The 18,337-nt window shown below is 36.9% G+C and carries 15 protein-coding genes and 1 other annotated feature; of the genes, 4 read left to right on the top strand and 11 right to left on the bottom strand.

Annotated elements, in window-relative coordinates:
* Positions 1–20 precede the first annotated feature (20 nt).
* Positions 21–698: an adaptor protein MecA gene (gene mecA / locus BM012_RS14695; RefSeq protein ID WP_061803305.1), complete on the bottom strand. Its 678-nt coding sequence runs from the start codon at positions 696–698 to the stop codon at positions 21–23.
* 475 nt (positions 699–1,173) lie between these two features.
* Here mecA and BM012_RS14690 point away from each other — a divergent pair, with 475 nt between their 5' ends.
* Positions 1,174–1,845 (top strand): TerC family protein, encoded by a 672-nt coding sequence (locus BM012_RS14690; protein WP_061803304.1) that lies wholly within the window; start codon positions 1,174–1,176, stop codon positions 1,843–1,845.
* A 42-nt stretch (positions 1,846–1,887) separates the two neighbouring features.
* On the opposite strand, the gene spxA is transcribed toward BM012_RS14690, so the two are convergent.
* The gene (gene spxA / locus BM012_RS14685; protein ID WP_019393828.1) at positions 1,888–2,286 is read right to left on the bottom strand and encodes a transcriptional regulator SpxA; all 399 of its coding nucleotides are present in this window, start codon (positions 2,284–2,286) and stop codon (positions 1,888–1,890) included.
* A gap of 460 nt (positions 2,287–2,746) precedes the next feature.
* Here spxA and BM012_RS14680 point away from each other — a divergent pair, with 460 nt between their 5' ends.
* The gene (locus BM012_RS14680) at positions 2,747–3,940 is read left to right on the top strand and encodes an efflux RND transporter periplasmic adaptor subunit (RefSeq protein WP_061803303.1); all 1,194 of its coding nucleotides are present in this window, start codon (positions 2,747–2,749) and stop codon (positions 3,938–3,940) included.
* On the top strand, positions 3,937–6,987 hold the full coding sequence (locus BM012_RS14675; RefSeq protein ID WP_061803302.1) for an efflux RND transporter permease subunit: 3,051 nt from the start codon (positions 3,937–3,939) through the stop codon (positions 6,985–6,987). Before BM012_RS14680 ends, BM012_RS14675 begins: the two co-directional genes overlap by 4 nt.
* 18 nt (positions 6,988–7,005) lie before the next feature.
* Here the strand turns inward: BM012_RS14675 and BM012_RS14670 are convergent, their stop codons facing one another.
* The 6 genes from BM012_RS14670 to BM012_RS14645 all read right to left on the bottom strand — a co-directional run bounded on the left by BM012_RS14670 (position 7,006) and on the right by BM012_RS14645 (position 13,338).
* Positions 7,006–7,578 (bottom strand): GNAT family N-acetyltransferase, encoded by a 573-nt coding sequence (locus BM012_RS14670; protein ID WP_019393831.1) that lies wholly within the window; start codon positions 7,576–7,578, stop codon positions 7,006–7,008.
* A 156-nt stretch (positions 7,579–7,734) separates the two neighbouring features.
* Positions 7,735–8,676 carry an ABC transporter ATP-binding protein gene (locus tag BM012_RS14665; protein WP_277949786.1) on the bottom strand — a complete coding sequence of 314 codons (942 nt, stop codon included), beginning with the start codon at positions 8,674–8,676 and terminating at the stop codon, positions 7,735–7,737.
* Positions 8,660–9,736, bottom strand: coding sequence for an ABC transporter ATP-binding protein (locus tag BM012_RS14660; protein WP_061803300.1), 1,077 nt, complete (start codon positions 9,734–9,736; stop codon positions 8,660–8,662). Before BM012_RS14660 ends, BM012_RS14665 begins: the two co-directional genes overlap by 17 nt.
* 13 nt (positions 9,737–9,749) lie before the next feature.
* A complete protein-coding gene (locus tag BM012_RS14655; protein ID WP_061803299.1) occupies positions 9,750–10,667 on the bottom strand; it encodes an ABC transporter permease in 918 nt (305 codons plus the stop codon).
* A 3-nt stretch (positions 10,668–10,670) separates the two neighbouring features.
* A complete protein-coding gene (locus BM012_RS14650; protein ID WP_061803298.1) occupies positions 10,671–11,606 on the bottom strand; it encodes an ABC transporter permease in 936 nt (311 codons plus the stop codon).
* A gap of 106 nt (positions 11,607–11,712) precedes the next feature.
* Positions 11,713–13,338: a peptide ABC transporter substrate-binding protein gene (locus tag BM012_RS14645; RefSeq protein WP_061803812.1), complete on the bottom strand. Its 1,626-nt coding sequence runs from the start codon at positions 13,336–13,338 to the stop codon at positions 11,713–11,715.
* Positions 13,339–13,879: 541 nt separating this feature from the next.
* Positions 13,880–14,082, top strand: a binding site (T-box leader).
* Between the two features lie 56 nt (positions 14,083–14,138).
* Here BM012_RS14645 and trpS point away from each other — a divergent pair.
* Complete coding sequence (trpS, locus tag BM012_RS14640) at positions 14,139–15,125, top strand: tryptophan--tRNA ligase (protein ID WP_040057151.1); 987 nt, start codon at positions 14,139–14,141, stop codon at positions 15,123–15,125.
* A gap of 26 nt (positions 15,126–15,151) precedes the next feature.
* On the opposite strand, the gene BM012_RS14635 is transcribed toward trpS, so the two are convergent.
* The 3 genes from BM012_RS14635 to fabF form a co-directional block, all read right to left on the bottom strand.
* Complete coding sequence (locus tag BM012_RS14635; RefSeq protein ID WP_061803297.1) at positions 15,152–15,901, bottom strand: YjbA family protein; 750 nt, start codon at positions 15,899–15,901, stop codon at positions 15,152–15,154.
* 254 nt (positions 15,902–16,155) lie between these two features.
* Positions 16,156–16,938 (bottom strand): DUF2268 domain-containing putative Zn-dependent protease, encoded by a 783-nt coding sequence (locus tag BM012_RS14630; RefSeq protein ID WP_061803296.1) that lies wholly within the window; start codon positions 16,936–16,938, stop codon positions 16,156–16,158.
* 108 nt (positions 16,939–17,046) lie between these two features.
* Entirely contained in the window at positions 17,047–18,282 is a 1,236-nt protein-coding gene (gene fabF, locus BM012_RS14625) for a beta-ketoacyl-ACP synthase II (protein ID WP_019393840.1), read from the bottom strand.
* Positions 18,283–18,337: the final 55 nt, after the last annotated feature.

The following is an 18,337-nucleotide window of genomic DNA, read 5'->3' as shown; positions in this document are numbered from 1 at the left end:
TTCAAGCTCAAAACTAAAAGTTAAGAATTTGCAAGAAGTGGGAAATGTTTTTTTACTTCTTCTAGTGCATTCTCTTTCATGACAAGCTTACCGTACTCTTCAAGATGATGAACAGTTGTTCTTGATTCTTCACTATATTCAAGCAAAATGCTAAGAATATCATCTAACTTCTCAATGTCATCTTGGCAGTTGAAAAACTCTACGTATAAGTAGTAACGATTTTCGAAAGCATATAAATTGTTCGGAATCTCAGGAAGCTGAATACGATGACTTAAAGAAATTAGATCTTCAAAATCTTTAAAATGAAGAACAAACTGAAGGGATTCTTCATCATCTTCATCTTCAGCAACTTCACTTATATTATGATCATCAAGCAAGGATTCCAGTTTTTCATCAACAGGAATATCAATTTTTTTGTCTTCCCCAACAGGGACTTCAAATTTTTGACCATCTTTAGAAAGGCTTGCTCTTGTAACGACAACCTCGATTCCTTTATCCATTGCTTGCACTTGAATCCAAAGAGGACCTTCAATTGTAAACTCCTCTTTGTGATGAACTTCATCCATCATATCCCAAAAGAGTTCTTCACTTCGTTCGCGACTAAACCAAATTTCATTTCGATCGAAGCCTCTTTCTTCTATATCAATATAGGAAACGTAAAATTTTACTGTATTTTCATTTATGCGTTCTATTTCCATTCGTAGCTCTCTCCCTTCTCGTTTTCATTACAAGGCATTTGACCTGTTTCTGAAGGGACGATATGACCCCTTTTTTATATTTCTTTTACCCACTTACAGTCATTCCTAACCGCTCCGAAAAACGTTATAGATCAGCAATTCACATCAGCTCTTTGCTTTGCGTTGGACATATTCTACACTAGAACACGTTTTTCGTAAAGTTTCTTCCTCTCTCCCTTTTTAAATCTTATCATTAGTTTCCCTAAAAGGACTTTGAATAGAAGTGGAAGACTTCGGTACTAAAAACTTCTGCTCTCACTGTAGATATTCATTACTACGGTAAATTATATCTTCATTGTATGACAAAATACCTCAGAAAGAAAATAAAATGTTTGGGAAGACTTTCATATCACTTTTTTTCTTCAATTAGAAAATAACAGACAAGCTTGAGACTTTTTTGAATATATTTAGATAATGAAGATGGGAGGATGTCAAATTGGAACTTGAAGCGCTCACCATTATTTTAATGATTATCGGCATTGACATTGTACTTGGAGGCGATAATGCCATTGTTATTGCTCTTGCTTGCCGCAACTTACCAGAAAATCAGCGCAATAAAGCGATTGTACTTGGTACAGGCCTTGCCATTATAGTGCGCATTCTTCTGACGATGGTTGCTGTCTATTTGCTTACTATCCCTTATTTACAGTTCGCTGGTGGTATTTTGCTCATAAGCATTGCCATTAAGCTACTGATCCAAGAAGAAGAAGAACAACATATTAAGGCTAGTGTGTCCATTTTTGCAGCCATCAAAACGATTGTTTTTGCGGACATTGTAATGGGTCTTGATAATGTACTAGCTGTCGCTGGAGCTGCACACGGAAACTTAACATTTGTTGTCATTGGCTTGCTTGTTTCAGTTCCAATTATTGTCTGGGGAAGCAAAATAGTTCTTTATTTAATGGAGCAATTTTCTTTTCTTGTATACGTTGGTTCTGGTATCCTTGCGTTTACAGCAGGTAAAATGATCACCCACGAAGAAAAGCTTGCTTTTTTCTTTCACTCCTCGTCAACTCTCTACATTGTTCCAACACTGCTTGTTGTATTTGTTGTTGCAATTGGGTTTATTTTCAATCAAAAAAAGACAAATCGAAAAAAAGTGGCTTAACTTATTGTTAAGCCACTTTTTTTATAGAAAGAAATATGTTTCTTATTCGTTAACCAATTTTTGTGCTTCACGTAGTTGAAATGTACGAACTTTTCTTGGTAAGAAACGACGAATCTCATCTTCGTTATACCCAACTTGCAGGCGTTTTTCATCAAGAATAATTGGGCGACGCAATAAACCAGGGTTGTCTTTAATTAGACTGTATAAATCTTTTAATGGCATTGCATCGAGCTGAACGTTCAGCTTTTGGAACGTTTTAGAACGAGTTGAAATAATTTCATCTGTTCCGTCCTCAGTCATACGTAGAACTTCTTTAATCTCATCAATAGACAATGGCTCTGAAAAAATGTTACGTTCTGTATAAGCAATATCATTTTCCTCTAACCACGCTCTTGCTTTTCGACATGAAGTACAACTTGGTGAAGTATATAGTGTAACCATTCTTTCATTCCTCCTCATTGGAATAAAATCATAAACACTTCAAACATGATGGAAGCGGTTCTTTTCTGTATACTAAAAATAGCATAGTTTGTATAATACTTATTTAAAATAGATACTAATTTAAAATAAGTTTAAATTGAGAATCTCTATCAGTATTATACAATAAATCTGACCTTAATGGTATACTTTTTCGAATTTTTCTTGTGCTTCCTTTTTTTTTACCACACCTAATATACGAATAAACGTCATAAGGGGTTTCATGTTCTTGATAAATATTCGTGACAACTTTTTGAACAAATTATTTTTCTTTTCTTAAAAAGGAAATTCTCCTGTAAAATTTGGCTTACTTGAAGGAATATTCCTCTCTTTTCGTTATAAAAGTTGAAAAAGAGCGCACGTTAAATATGATTTCACTTATTTATGAAGAGATACTACATAAACTCATCAAGGCGGTGAACATATGCGTAAGTTATGGTTAATAACCAGTATTCTTACTTTAGCTGCTTGTGCTCCAAAAGAAATTACAACTGATAATAATGAGAAAACAGCCATTCCCATTCAAACAGCCAAAGTAAAAGAACAAGATATATCAGGGATAATGGAACTATCAGGCGTAGCTATGCCTGCCAAACAGGCTCCTATTGTAACCTCTCTCCCCCTTCCTGTGGAAAAAGTTCATGTTAAAGTGGGCGATAGCGTAGAAAAAGGAGATGTGCTTATTACGCTTAACAATACAAAAGCTCAGCAACAGCTTAATACAGCCTCGGATACATTATCATCTATTGATTCCACCTTAAATGAAACCAAAAATGAAGACGTTGGTGCTGAAGTTCAAAAGCTTCGTAAAGATTTGCAAACCTCTATTTCTGCTTCTAAATCTCTGTTAGAGGGAATGGAGCAAGGAGAAAAAGTACAACAAGAAGCTTTAGCAAAAGGACTAGAAGTAGTGGTAACTCAAGCTCAACTTTCTCAAAAGATTCTAGAAAACCAAACAGCAACTGTCCCGGCAGAAACGTTGAATCTACAAAAACAACAAGCTCAAGCAGCGGTTGGTGAAGCTGAGACAGCGGTTGAAAACACTGTACTTCACGCTCCTTTCAGTGGACAAGTTGCAGATATTGCAGCTGTAGAAGGAAGTCCGCTTTCACCAAATTCTCCCGCTGCTGTCATTGTGAATCAGGATACAATAAAGGCAACCTTTCAGCTGAACAGCTATGAAGTAGCAGAAATAAAACCGAATATGAATGCCACCCTTTCCTTTGAGGGAATTAAAGAAAACTACCGAGCGACGGTTACAAGCATTTCTCCAACAGCAAATCCAGAGACAGGCCTATTTCCTGCTTCCATTTCTGTACAAAATGAAAACGGTGCTATTAAAGGTGGTGTTCGAGTTTCTGCTTCAGTTTCTGTTCAAGAAGTCCACGATGCTCTTACAGTTCCAGTAGAAGCTTTGCTTTATAACAAATCTAAACCATACGTTTATGTTGTAAATGATGATAAAGCACAACGAAGAGAAATTGAACTTGGCATAAAAAGTAATAATGCATATGAAGTGAAAAAAGGGCTAAAAAAAGGAGACCTTGTAATTATTGAAGGAAAAGAAGATGTAAAAGACACCAGTGATATAGAAGTGATTAAAGGAGACGTTTCATGAAAATTGTCCAATTCTCTGTTCTTCGTCCTATTGCTATGTCAATGGTTATTTTCTTTCTTATTATCCTTGGCAGTGTTAGCGTTAAAAACATGTCTATTGATTTATTTCCTGAGCTTACGTTTCCTACAGCCGTTGTAACAGCTACATATGATGGAGCAAGTCCAACAGAAGTAGAAAATTTACTCGCCCAACCAATTGAAGGAGCAATGGGGACCATTCCAAATATCGAAAAAGTTTCTTCTGTTTCTCAAAATGGCGGTGCTCTTGTTCTTGTTCAGTTCAATTGGGGAACAGATATGGATTTTGCCACTCTAAAAATGAGAGAACAAATTGATGCTGTTCGTGATGTTTTGCCAGACGGCGTCCAAACACCAAAAGTACTTCGCTTTAACCCAAGTGACCTTCCCATTATGCAGCTTGCTGTAACAGATACAAAGGGAAATATTGAAAACGCAAAAGAAGTAGCCCAAAAGGAAGTAAAGACAGCGGTTGACCGGCTCGATGGAATTGCCTCAACTTCTATTGAAGGTGGACCAGAACAAGAAGTTCAACTTATTACAAATCCGCAAAAGCTACTTTCTTACGGCATCACATTGAAGAATCTACAAGAAATCATTGGGTCAGAGAATATTGATTTACCTGGCGGAAATGTAGAAGATGACCAAGAAACACTGCCAATTCGCATTACAGGTAAGTTTGGCTCTTTAAATGATTTAGAAATGCTTCCCATTCCAACTAGGAAAGGAACTGTTCTTTTAAACGACTTAGTAGAAATAGAGCAAAAAGAACAAAGAGAAAATGGATTAAGTTATTTAAATGGAAAAGATGCTGTTGGCCTTTCTATTTTAAAACAGTCCGGAACAAATACAGTGCAAGTTGCTAAGAATATTCATAATGAGATAGAAAAGTTGAAAGAAGAGCTTCCAAGCAACATTAAGATTCAGACCATCTTCGATCAAAGTATGTTTATTAACCAATCCATTTCTGCTGTATCAAGCAATATGATCGTAGGAAGTTTACTTGCTGCTTTCGTTCTTTTTCTATTTTTGCGAAACTTTAGAAGTACAATGATTATTTCCTTAGCGATTCCACTGTCCATTATGACAACATTTATTTTTATGTATTTCAGTAACCAAACACTCAATTTATTGACGCTTGGTGGGCTTGCCTTAGGTGTCGGAATGATGGTTGATAATGCCATTGTTATTTTGGAGAACATTTATCGTTTAAGACAAGAAGGAGAAGGAAAAAAAGACGCCGCTATAAAAGGTACCAATCAAGTTGGACAGGCAATTATTGCTTCTACTCTTACAAGCGTTGTTGTATTTTTACCGATTATCTTTGTCGATGGCCTTGCTGCTCAACTCTTTAAACCTCTTGCTCTTGTTGTTTCATACTCTCAGTTTGCTGCTCTATTTACAGCCCTTATTATCGTTCCTCTTCTTTCTTCTCTAATTCTAAAGTTAAAGGAGAAGGAGAAAAAAAGTGTCTTCGATAAATTCAACAATCGCTATAAAGCACTGCTTTCCGCTTCGTTAAAACATCCGAAAAAAACGGTCGGTGTTGTTATTGTTCTTTTTCTTCTTTCCTTTGCAGGAGTACCTTTTATTGGCACAGAGTTTTTACCCTCACAAGATCAAAGCTATCTGTCTATTGAGGCTGAACTTTCTCCTGGAAGTACAGTTGAGAAAACGTACCGAAAAGTAAAGGAAATTAATGAGAAAATAAGACCTGTTGAAGAAATTGCGAACACGTACGTTACGATTGGTGGCAGCAGCAGCTTTTCAATGGGGGGCAGAAATAGCAATAATGAAGCAAATTATAGCGTTTTATTAACAGATATCGAAAATCGTTCAAGAACCGATTTAGAAATTGCAGAGGACATTCGTCAGAAGTTAAAAAGCATCCCAAACGCAGATATTACGGTTTCCTCTGGTACTTCTGGTTTTTCTGCTAATCCTATTTCTTTGAAAATATCAGGTCCTAATCTTGAAACATTGCGAAGCCTTTCAGATCAAACAATTAACCTTATTTCAAAAGTAGATGGAATAAGAGAACCAAAAGCAAATTATGAAGAAGGAAATCCTGAAGTTAGTATTTCTGTTAATCGTGATAAAGCAGCTCAATATGGAATTGGTAATGCCTCTGTTGCTCAAACAGTCTCAGACGCCACTAAAGGTCTTGTTGCAACAAAACTTTCAGGAGACGTTGGTGAAGAGCTTGATGTTCGCCTTCTCGTAGACGAAAAGTACATTTCCTCAACAGAGGAGCTTGAGAATCTTACCATTCAAACACAAGTGGGGACATCTATTCCTTTAAAAGCCGTTGCATCCATTTCAAGAGATACAGGTCCTTCTCAAATTACAAGAAGTGACAGAGTAAGAGAAATTACGGTGAATGCCGATATTCTTAATCGGGATCTCGGTACAATTACGAAAGATATTGAAAAAACATTGAAAGAAAACTTACCGTTACCAAATGATCAATACAAAGTAACCTTTGGCGGACAAAATGAACAAATGAATGATGCTTTTTATAAATTATCTCTTGCCCTTGCGCTTGCCGTTGTACTTGTTTATATGGTAATGGCTGCTCAGTTTGAATCGTTTTTTCATCCTTTTTTAATTATGTTTTCCGTTCCATTAACATTCATTGGGATTATTCTTGGGCTCTTAATCACAAATGAACCGCTTGGCGTTGGTTCTCTTGTTGGAATTCTTATTTTGACAGGCATTGTTGTTAATAATGCCATTGTGCTTATAGACTATTTAAAGCAGCTCAGAGAAGAAGGATACGATGCCAAAGAAGCCATTTTACTCGCTGGTCCTACAAGACTCCGTCCTATTATGATGACGGCTCTAACATCTGTTCTTGGCCTTCTTCCCCTTATGTTCGGGATTGGAGAAGGCACAGAAATCCAGCGTCCAATGGCAATTGTCATTATATTTGGGCTTACAGTTTCTACTTTTATTACGCTCATTTTCATTCCGACTTTATACTATATGTTCGAACAAAGAAGGATAAAGAAAAAAGAAAAGACAGGATGAATATTCATCCTGTCTTTTTTATAAATCATCTAAAATATTATCATGTTCTTCTTCACGAAGCTTTAATACTTCATCAGCATTCAGATAAGATCTGCCATACCATTGTTTATCTTTATACGTATGAATCGTCTCATACGTTCTTTTCATATGCTCTAAAATATCTTCTTCTGTTTCTTCATTAGGTGACCAATATAGAATCTCCATTGTATTCACTTCATTTGTAGCGAGGGAACGGCGACGATATCCAATTGAACGAGCATGTTTAAAACCTGCTCTCTTGTAGAAACGCAGTCGTTTTTCTGTGTCATGATCATCTTCATCAACGGGTTCCACTTCTAGAATGATTGGTTTTCTTTTATCTTTGAGTTTATCAAGGAGTTTATTACCAAGACCTTGCCCTCTTGCTTTACCTGATACGAATAAATAATCAATAAATAAAAACTCATCAAATTCCACATACATTAAAACGTGGTTTGAACTTTCATCTTTGTGATAAATATCTCCTTGTTCACTTAGAAGTGCCTCAATATGGTCCTTTGATTTCATTTCCTCCACCGGAAAATATTCGCTCAGTTTCTCATACCAATTCATTGTCTTATAGTAGTCCTCCCTTATTTTTTAGCGTTCTCCCTTTTATCTAAATGAAAAAGTGAGTCGCTCTATAACCATTCTTCCCATACCCGCGAAGAAGAAAACCTAAACTTCTTTGAAATCTAAAAAAGAGCAAACTCTAAAAGAGTATGCTCGCTAACTTTTATAATAATCTTTTTGGTATTGAATAAGCTCTGACTCTGAACAATAAACAAAATGATCATCAGCAACTTCTTGAAGTGAAGGTGTTTCATTTGTATAGTCATGCACTGTCACGTCATATGATTGTCTTACACGCTTTCGTTCAAAATCAGGATCTGGAAGCGGAATAGCTGATAAAAGGGCTTTTGTATATGGATGTATTGGATTACGATAAAGCTCTTCACTTGTTGCGAGCTCAACGATTTTTCCAAAGTACATTACCGCAATTCGATCACTAATATATTTGACCATTGATAAATCATGAGCGATAAACAAATATGTTAATCCACGCTCACGCTGCAGTTTTTTCAATAAGTTTACAACTTGAGCTTGAATTGATACATCAAGAGCTGAGATTGGTTCATCTGCAATAATAAACTCAGGTTCAACAGCAAGCGCTCGTGCAATACCAATTCTTTGACGTTGTCCACCGCTAAATTCATGCGGATAGCGGTTTGCATGTTCTCTATTTAATCCAACTGTATTTAGAAGACTATACACTCTTTCCATCCGATCTTTTCGGTTTTTCGCTAATCCATGGATATCAATGCCCTCCGCAATAATATCGCCAACGGTCATACGTGGATTAAGAGACGCATAAGGATCTTGGAAAATCATTTGCATTTTTCGGTTGAACTGCAATAACTCTGAGCGTGATTTTTTACCGTGAACATCATTTCCTTCATAAAGAACTTTCCCATCTGTTGCATTATAAAGTCTAATGATACTTCTGCCTGTTGTTGACTTCCCACACCCTGACTCTCCTACAAGCCCCAGTGTTTCTCCTTTATAAATATCAAATGTAATCCCGTCAACAGCCTTTACCGTTCCTTTGGAAGATGGGAAATGCTGTTTTAAATTTTGAATTTCAAGCAGTTTCTCAGCCATTTTGCTCACCTTCCTCAATTAATACTGGATTATCGTAACTTGTATTAAGTGCTTTAATGCGTTTTTGAACAGCAAGTGGTGGTTCAACTTTTGGTGCGTCTGGATGTAAAAGCCACGTCTTTGCAAAGTGTGTGTCTGACACTTTGAACATTGGTGGTTCTTGTTCAAAATCAATTTTCATCGCATATGAACTTCTTAGCGCAAAAGCATCTCCTTTTGGCGGATTAATTAAGTCTGGAGGTGTGCCAGGAATAGCTAGAAGCTCTGTTTGCGCATCGTTATCAAGACTTGGCATTGAAGCGAGCAGTCCCCATGTGTATGGATGCTTTGGATTATAAAAAATCTCATCGACTGTTCCTGTTTCAACAATTTGCCCTGCATACATAACCGCTACTCTGTCTGCTACGTTAGCAACAACTCCAAGATCATGCGTGATGAAAATAATGGCTGTATCAATTTTCTTTTGTAAATCTTTCATAAGCTCTAAAATTTGAGCTTGAATTGTTACATCAAGTGCTGTTGTTGGCTCATCCGCAATCAACAACTTCGGTTTTGCAGCAAGCGCAATAGCGATAACAACGCGCTGTCTCATTCCACCGCTGAATTCATGAGGATATTGATTAACTCGTTTTTCAGGCATTGGAATCCCAACAAGCTCTAATAGCTCAATTGCACGTTTTTTTGCAGCCTCTTTTGAAATTTTTTCATGTTTGAAAAGAACTTCTGTAATTTGTTTTCCAACTTTCATTGTTGGGTTAAGAGCTGTCATTGGGTCCTGAAAGATCATCCCGATATCTTTTCCACGGATAGCCTGCATTTGTTTTTCTGTTTTTGGAACAAGATTATCTCCATCAAGCAATATCTCCCCATTTTTAATAAAACCAGGAGGCATTGGGATGAGTTTCATAATTGTTTGTGATGTTACACTTTTCCCTGATCCAGATTCCCCTACAATCGCAAGTGTTTCACCTTTATCTAAATGAAAATTCACGCCTCGAATCGCTTGAACTTCCCCACCGTATGTTTTAAATGATACTGATAAGTTTTTCACTTCTAGTAAATGTGACATCTTTCACCCTCCCTTATTTTCTTTGTTTTGGATCTAACGCATCACGCAGTCCGTCTCCAATTACGTTAAATGCAAAAATCGTTAAGCAAATAAACGTGGCTGGGAAAAGCAAGCGCCATGGATAGTATTCAAGGGCTGGTACTCCTTCTGTTGCCATTGTTCCCCAACTTGCTAATGGAGCTGGAACCCCAAGGCCAAGATAGCTTAGAAATGCTTCTGTGAAAATAGCGCTTGGAATCGTTAACGTCATTGTTACAAGAATAGGACCCATTGAGTTTGGAATAAGGTGTTTAAACAATAAGCGGCTTGTTTTTGCCCCTAATGTTTGAGAAGCAAGCACAAATTCTTGGTTTTTTAATTGGAGCACTTGCCCACGTACAATACGAGCCATATTAATCCATCCTGTAATTGACATTGCAATAATCATTGGAAGCAGTCCTTTATCCAAAATAACCATTAAAAGAACAACCATTAACAGATAAGGAATTGCCCATAAAATATCTGCAATCCGCATCATGGCTTCATCGGTTTTCCCGCCGCGAAAACCTGCAATACTTCCCCAAATCACTCCAATAATTAGGTCAATAAAAGCAGCGGCAAGGCCGATGAAAAGAGAGATACGTGCCCCTTCCCATGTTCTGACGAAAATATCTCGTCCAAGGTCATCTGTTCCAAACCAGTGCTCACTTGAAGGAGCTTGATTTGTATTTAATAAATTTGTTGTTTCATAGTCATATTTTGAAAATACGGGAGCAAAGATAGCCATTACTAAGAGAAGAATAATCAATACTGTACCAAACATTGCAAGCTTGTTCTCTCGATAGCGAAGAAAAGCATCTTTCCAAAATGATAGACTCGGCTTTGAAATTTTCTCAGCCTCATTATGATTAGTAGATACAGGTTCAAACATGTCTTTTGGAATTTGTTGCATGAGTTAAGCTCCTTTCTTCGCTTTGGAGATTTTAATACGTGGATCAATAAATCCGTATAGAATATCAACAAGTAATACACACAATAGTAAGATGACACCGAAGAATACGGTAACGCCCATAATCACTGTATAATCACGGTTTGTAATACTGTTAACGAAGTGCGCCCCAAGACCGGGGATTCCAAAGATATCTTCAATAACAAAACTTCCTGTTAATACTCCAGCAGTCATAGGTCCCATATACGTAATAACCGGAAGCATTGCATTACGAATGCCGTGCGTAATGGTTACTCTTGCTCTACTTAATCCTTTAGCTTTTGCTGTGCGAATATAATCGCTTCCTAGTACTTCAATCATGCTAGAACGAGTAAGTCGAGCAATAAATGCCATCGGAGTTGCAGCAAGGGCTAGTGTTGGTAAAAATGTATGTGCCCATGACTCCCACTGTGCAACAGGGAATAAACCTAGCTTCATGGCAAAGATATACTGAAGAGCAGCTGCCATAATAAAACTTGGGATAGATATTCCAAGTACAGCAATAATGGCCACCGTATAATCCGGCCATTTATTATGATTTAATGCTCCAATAACTCCTAATAGCACTCCTAGTGCTAAAGCAAGTAGAATCGCTTCCATTCCTAATGTAAAAGAAATCGGAAATCCTGAATTAATGAGGTCGTTTACCGTCTGACCTTTATATTTAAATGATGGGCCAAAATCCCACTGTGCTACTGAAACTAAGTAATCAAAGTATTGCTTATAAAGCGGCTGATCTAGACCATAATGTGCATTTAAGTTTGCTTCAATCTCAGGTGGAAGCTTTTTCTCTCCGGAAAACGGTCCCCCTGGTGCTGCTTGCATAAGGAAAAACGTAGCTGTCACAATAATCCATAGTGTAATAAGAATATAAACTAGTCTTTTTCCAATGTATCTTAACAAAGCACTACACCTCCACGTTTTGACAAATTTTGCGTTTTGCAGACAGAAAAGTATATGAGAACACGACTCTCATATACTTTCCGCCTTCAAACTATGAAATTACTTTTTATTCAAAGTAAGCCCATTTGAACTGTACATCACCAAGTCCTGATAAGACAGCTCCTTTAAAGTTTTCATCTTGCAGCCATGGGTTTGTATAGAAATAGATTGGTGCAATTGGTAACTCATCCATAATAATTTCTTCAGCATCTTTTAGCATTTGTTCACGCTTTTTCGGATCTGTTTCTTTCGAAGAGTCGATTAGAAGTTTTTTGTATTCTGGATTTTCCCAATTCGTATCATTGTTTCCGCCTTCTTTATCGCGGTAAAGCTCAAGGAAGTTAATGGAATCGTTGAAGTCCGCAAGCCATCCTAAACGTCCAATTTGATAGTTTCCGCTATGAAGTTTATCAATGTATACGTTCCACTCTGAGTTATCTAGCTCAACGTTAACACCAAGCTCTTTTTTCCACATTTCTTGAACTGCTTGCGCAATTTTAGCATGTGCGTCATCTGTGTTGTAAGAAAGATTGATTTTTGGAAGTTCTGATGCATCTTTAAGACCCATTTCTTTTAAGCCTTTTTCAAGATATTCTTTTGCTTTTTTCACATCATGATCTTTGAAATAGCCTTTTTCATTATCTTTAAAACCTTCCATTGTTGGCGGTACAAGTGCCATTGCTGGAAGTTGTCCTGCCTGTGTTATTTCTTCTACAATTGCTTGACGGTTAATTGCGTAAGTTAGTGCTTTACGGATATTAACATTGTCGAATGGTTTTTGTTCTGTATTAAACTTATACACATATACAGAGGCAATTGGTTCAACGTTCAATGAACCATCTTTCTCTAAACTAGGAATCGCTTCTGTTGGAAGAGCTTCAAACGGAAGACCAGCCCAATCAATTTCACCTTTTTTGAACATATTTAAGTTGGTTTGAGCATCTTTAACCATTGCCATTGTAATCTTCTTAAGCTTTACAGAATCCTTGTCCCAATATTGATCGTTCTTCTCTACTGTAATAGAACCACCGTGCTTCCATTTTGTCATTTTGAATGGTCCGTTTGATACATAGTTCTCACCAGCATTTGTGTACCATTCAGGGTTTGCTTCAGCCACTTTTTTGTTGACTGGATAATACGTGTAGAATGCTGTTAGCGATTCAAAGAACGGTGTTGGGTTTATAAGCTCAACTTGTAATGTTTTGTCGTCAACTGCTTTTACGCCAACATCATCAAGGCTTCCACCTTTTGTATTTGCTTCTTCTGCTCCTTTAATATAATAAAGCTGATAAGCATATTGTGATTGGTTTTTCGGGTCTAATGCCCATTTCCAAGCATATTCGAAATCTCCTGCTGTTACAGGATCTCCGTTTGACCATTTCGCATCATCGCGAATTGTGAAAGTATATGTTTTCTTGTCTTCACTAGTTTCAATTTTTTCAGCCATCGCATTTTCAGGTTTTCCATCTTTTCCAATGCGCGTTAGCCCTTCAAATGTTTGTAATAAAACGTTACTTGATACGTTATCATTTGCTAAACCAGGATGTAGTGAAAATGGCTCAGTTCCGATGTTAATCTTCAACGTGTCCTTAGAACCACCATCACCTCCGTCTCCACCGCTTGAGGATTCTTTACTACCGAATCCACATGCGCTCAAGACAAGTGTAAAAACAAGTAGTAAACTTGTAAGCATTGCCCATCGTTTCTTTTGCACGATTGTTTCCCCCTTTTTCTATTTGTCAGCAATCACACGCATAAGTTCCTACTAATCTAAATTTTCAGAATAGGGACGGCATTAATTAGTAGATCTTTTAGTAGATAAAAGATGAATGGCTTCTTATTCATTTTATTATGTAATGTTTTATAACATTGCGCTCATAAGGATGAATTGACCATTTATTTGTTCTTTTCTGAAAATTAAAATGTTGTAATGAACTTGTAAAATAACTGTGGATTACGTTTATTATAAATAGTTTAAAAATTTATTGCAATACTAATTTTCTATAATTTTCATAAAAAAAAAGAAGTTGTAAGATAGAAATTGCTAGCTAAACCCTATATGCCTCTTGTGAAACAACCAACATATAGCTAGTTCACAATGTTTAGGAATCCGAAATGACTTTACCTAAAAAGCTTTTCGCATATAGTATGGGAGATAATATTACACAAAAGTTTTATTATTTTGAAGTTTGGAGAATTCGAATCATTTATGTATAATAGAAGCAGAGTTTTAATATCAGGCAATGAGAAAGAATAGTACATATGAAATGTAACTTTTTCAGAGAGTTTGTGGTTGGTGTGAACAAACAGTTACTCATATGGAATGGACTTTTGAGCTTCTAAGTGCAAAGCTTAGACGTATTATTCAACGTTACTGAATACGAGCTGGCTTTTTAAAAGCAAGTAGGGTGGTACCGCGAACCGATTCGTCCCTAGTATTTACTAGAGATGAATCGGTTTTTTAGCGTTCAATAAAGAAAGGATGAAAAACAAATGGAAACTATTTTTTCAGGCATTCAGCCGAGCGGTTCCGTTACATTAGGGAACTACATTGGAGCAATGAAACATTTTGTAGACTTACAAGAGGAGTATAACTGTTATTTTTGCATTGTTGATCAGCATGCAATTACAGTTCCTCAGGATCGGCTAGCACTTCGCAAAAATATCCGCAGTTTAGCAGCTCTTTATGTATCAGTTGGGATTGATCCAACAAAATCAACGCTGTTTATTCAATCGGAAGTTCCAGCACATACTGAAGCAGGATGGTTGCTACAATGTGTTGCTTATATTGGAGAACTTGAAAGAATGACACAGTTCAAAGATAAATCAGCTGGAAAAGAAGCTGTTTCTGCAGGACTGCTCACATATCCACCATTGATGGCTGCAGATATCTTACTTTATGGAACAGATGTTGTACCTGTTGGTGAAGACCAAAAGCAGCATATTGAATTAACGCGTGATTTAGCAGAGCGTTTTAATAGGAAACACAATGATATCTTCACAATTCCAGAACCGCGTATTCCTAAAGTAGGTGCACGCGTTATGTCACTAGCAGATCCAACTAGAAAAATGAGTAAATCAGATCCAAACCAAAAAGCTTTTATTACGTTGCTTGATGAGCCAAAGCAAATTGAGAAAAAAATTAAAAGTGCTGTAACAGACTCAGAAGGCATCGTAAAATATAATCGCGAAGAAAAACCAGGCATTTCAAATTTACTTGGTATCTACTCTATCCTTGGAAATAAAACAATTGCAGAACTTGAAGCTCAATATGAAGGGAAAAACTACGGGGAGTTCAAAAGTGATTTAGCACAAGTCGTAATTGACGCTCTTGCTCCTATCCAGAAACGCTATTACGAACTTATTGATTCAAAAGAACTTGATGACATTTTAGATCAAGGTGCTGAAAAAGCGAACAAAACAGCAAATAAAATGCTTAGAAAAATGCGTAATGCAATGGGAATTGGACGCAAACGCTAAAAAAAAGGCTGCAAATGCAGCCTTTTTTAATTTACCTTTGATTCTTGTTCCATTTCCCACAGTTTTTCAAAGAATGGTTGTCCTTTTACAAGTCGTTCGCATAGTAAAAGGTGTCGTCCTGACCATCCTTCTTTTGTTTCTTCGTAAAGTCGCTCCCACACTTCGTTAAAAGCCATTGTTTGAATTACTTCATACTCACTTGGATTCCATTCTGTGTACCAATAGCGAAGCTGAGCTGTATTCTTTGATGTATGTAGTTGATCTAAAGCCATAAAAAGAAGTTGCTTAAGCTGTCTTTCTTTTCGTGTTAAGCCATTCATTAATATAGGAGACGGCGATAAAATATGATGTTCCTTTTTCAAGAGCTGTTCTTTATCAAATTGGAAGACAAGTTCTTTTTCGTCTTTCACCATCTCATAGACAATTTGCTCTTGCCTTGGAATAAGGCGACTTTTGCGAATTGGGATTTGATATCCCATTGTATCAATAGCTAAAATATTTTTCCCATCTGTGACAATAAAACAATAGTCCATTTGAATACGTTCATGATTTTTTCTGATATATGCTTTTTGATAGATATCAGATAAAAGCTGCTCTGGAAGCTCCGCTAAGTCGTTTTCAATGTAATCAAAAAGCAGAGAATTAATTTTAAGAAGCGGAGCCTGATCTAACAACTCTACAGTATCTTCTTTTCTCCATTCATGAAATGAACATACATTGTAACCATTTTCTTCACCCTCAAACCAATTGACCCATACGTCATGAAGATATAGCATTTTTATCCCTCGCTTTATCACGGTTTATTAAAAATCAGTATAGGCATAGAAAACTCTTTTTATTCTATTTCAACATATATTTTATCCAACATTCCTCTACATTTTTCGATATATGAAAGAAAAGAAATGTATTTTAAAGGTTTAAGAAGATGCTACCAAAGAGAAAGGTAATCTTAAAAAGACTCCAACTTACTTACTACCTTTGTAATAAAATTCCCCCCTCTACTCTCCTATAAAACGTTGTTTTTAAAGTTTTATGAAAAGTTTTCCTCAGCCCACTTTGACTTTTCTAGTATGCTCTGCCCGTCTAAAAAAAATAAATCCTTCATTTTGTAAGATTGGTTTGAAAGTAGAGTTTGAACAATTTGAAAACCAACATGGTACCCAATCATCCTTGGCATAAATCCCCCTCCCACAAGCAATTGATCATGAGCTCGCTCTCTTTTTTTTACATGTAGAGAAGGTTTAATTACCTTTTTAAACAGATGATGAGCCTGTTTTTCTGTATAGTATGAAGCCCAAGAAGAAACATAGTCTTCTCCAACGTATTCTTGAACAGCAGACTCCGCAAGTCCTTCCATTATAATAGAATCAATGAGTGTATAGTTTTCTTCTTTTTTATTTATTTTGTGTAATCGACATACGTGGTGATATTCGTGTACAAGAACTGCCTGAATCTCTTTTAAAGGTAAACTTTCGCTCAAGAAAAGAAACACTTTATCATTAAAGGCTAAGCCTGATTTTCCACGCTGGGTGCGAACCATTTTTTTCTTCATTACGTCTAGTGGTGCAAGAAAAAGGGGAACGTTTGGACCTTCCCATTCTTTTTGCAATTCCCTATACGTTTTCTTAATACATAAAAGCACTTCTTTTGAAAAAATAGGACATATCTTTTCCTTTTCCCACTGAGAGATGGGAAGCATTCCATTCCTCTGTAAAAGAGTTAAGATGTGCTGGTTGTCATATCCTTTAAAAAAAGGGATGAGCTTTGAAACTACTTGCTCCTTTTCCCATTCATACATCTTCATAACCTGCATATTTTAAGTCTCCTTTATGCTTTTATGACATCATATGCGAGGAAAAGGAAAATGCACAAAAAAGCGCTCTTTCATTTAATGTTGAAAGAGCACTTTGAAGTCTAGCCTTTATTGATATTTTTTAAAGATAAGAGTTGCATTATGACCACCAAAACCAAGTGAGTTACTTAATACTGCGTTCACTTCTTGAGAACGAGCTTCATTTGGTACGTAGTCTAAATCACAGTCTTCATCAGGAGTTTGGTAGTTAATTGTTGGTGGGATAATGCTATCTTCAATCGTTTTCACACTAAAGATTGCTTCAATTCCACCAGCAGCTCCAAGTAAGTGACCTGTCATTGATTTTGTTGAGCTAATGGCAAGTTTTTTAGCATGTTCACCAAACACTTCTTTAATTGCCATTGTTTCATATTTATCGTTATACTCTGTACTTGTACCGTGTGCATTAATATAATCGATATCTTCAGGTTTCAATCCTGCATTTTCAAGAGCCATACGCATTGCGCGAGCTCCACCTTCTCCACCTGGAGCTGGAGCAGTGATATGATGCGCATCTCCTGTTGCACCATAACCAACAATTTCAGCATAAATGTGAGCACCGCGAGCAAGTGCATGCTCAAGCTCTTCTAGTACAAGAATTCCAGCGCCTTCTCCCATGATAAAACCATCGCGGTCACTATCAAATGGACGGCAAGCTGTTTTTGGGTCTGGATTTGTTGATAAAGCTTTGTTTGCACAGAAACCAGCTAGTGACATTCTTGTAATTGGCGCTTCTGTTCCTCCTGTAACCATTGCATCAGCATCACCACGTTGAATAACTTTGAATGCATCTCCAATAGAGTTTGTTCCTGTAGCACAAGCTGTAACAGTACAAGAGTTAAATCCTTTTGCTCCAAGAGCGATTGATACTTGGCCTGCTGCCATATCTGGAATCATCATTGGTACAAAGAAAGGACTCACACGGCGCGCGCCTTTTTCTGTTAATGTTGTGAACTGGTTTTCAAATGTCTCCATTCCACCGATACCAGAACCAATCCATACTCCAACGTTTGGAGCAATCTCTTCTGTAATTTCAAGCTTTGCATCTTCAACAGCCATAAGTGAAGCAGCAACAGCATATTGAGTAAAGCGATCCATCTTTCGAGCTTCACGACGATCCATATATTTTTCAACTTCAAAGTCTTTTACTTCCGCTGCTACTTTTGCAGAGAACTCTTCTTTATCGACTCTTGTTAGTTCTCCAATTCCTGATACACCTTTAATAGCATTTTCCCATGATGTTTTAGCATCATTCCCTAGTGGTGTTAAAGCCCCAACACCCGTAACAACAACACGACGTTTCATGTAGACATCTCCTTTTCTTTCATTTCAAACCTTAAAATAAAGAATTTTCTATAAA

This window comes from Priestia endophytica DSM 13796, assembly GCF_900115845.1.
Classification (GTDB): Bacteria; Bacillota; Bacilli; order Bacillales; family Bacillaceae_H; genus Bacillus_I; species Bacillus_I endophytica.
This window is presented reverse-complemented; position numbering and strand designations above follow the sequence as displayed.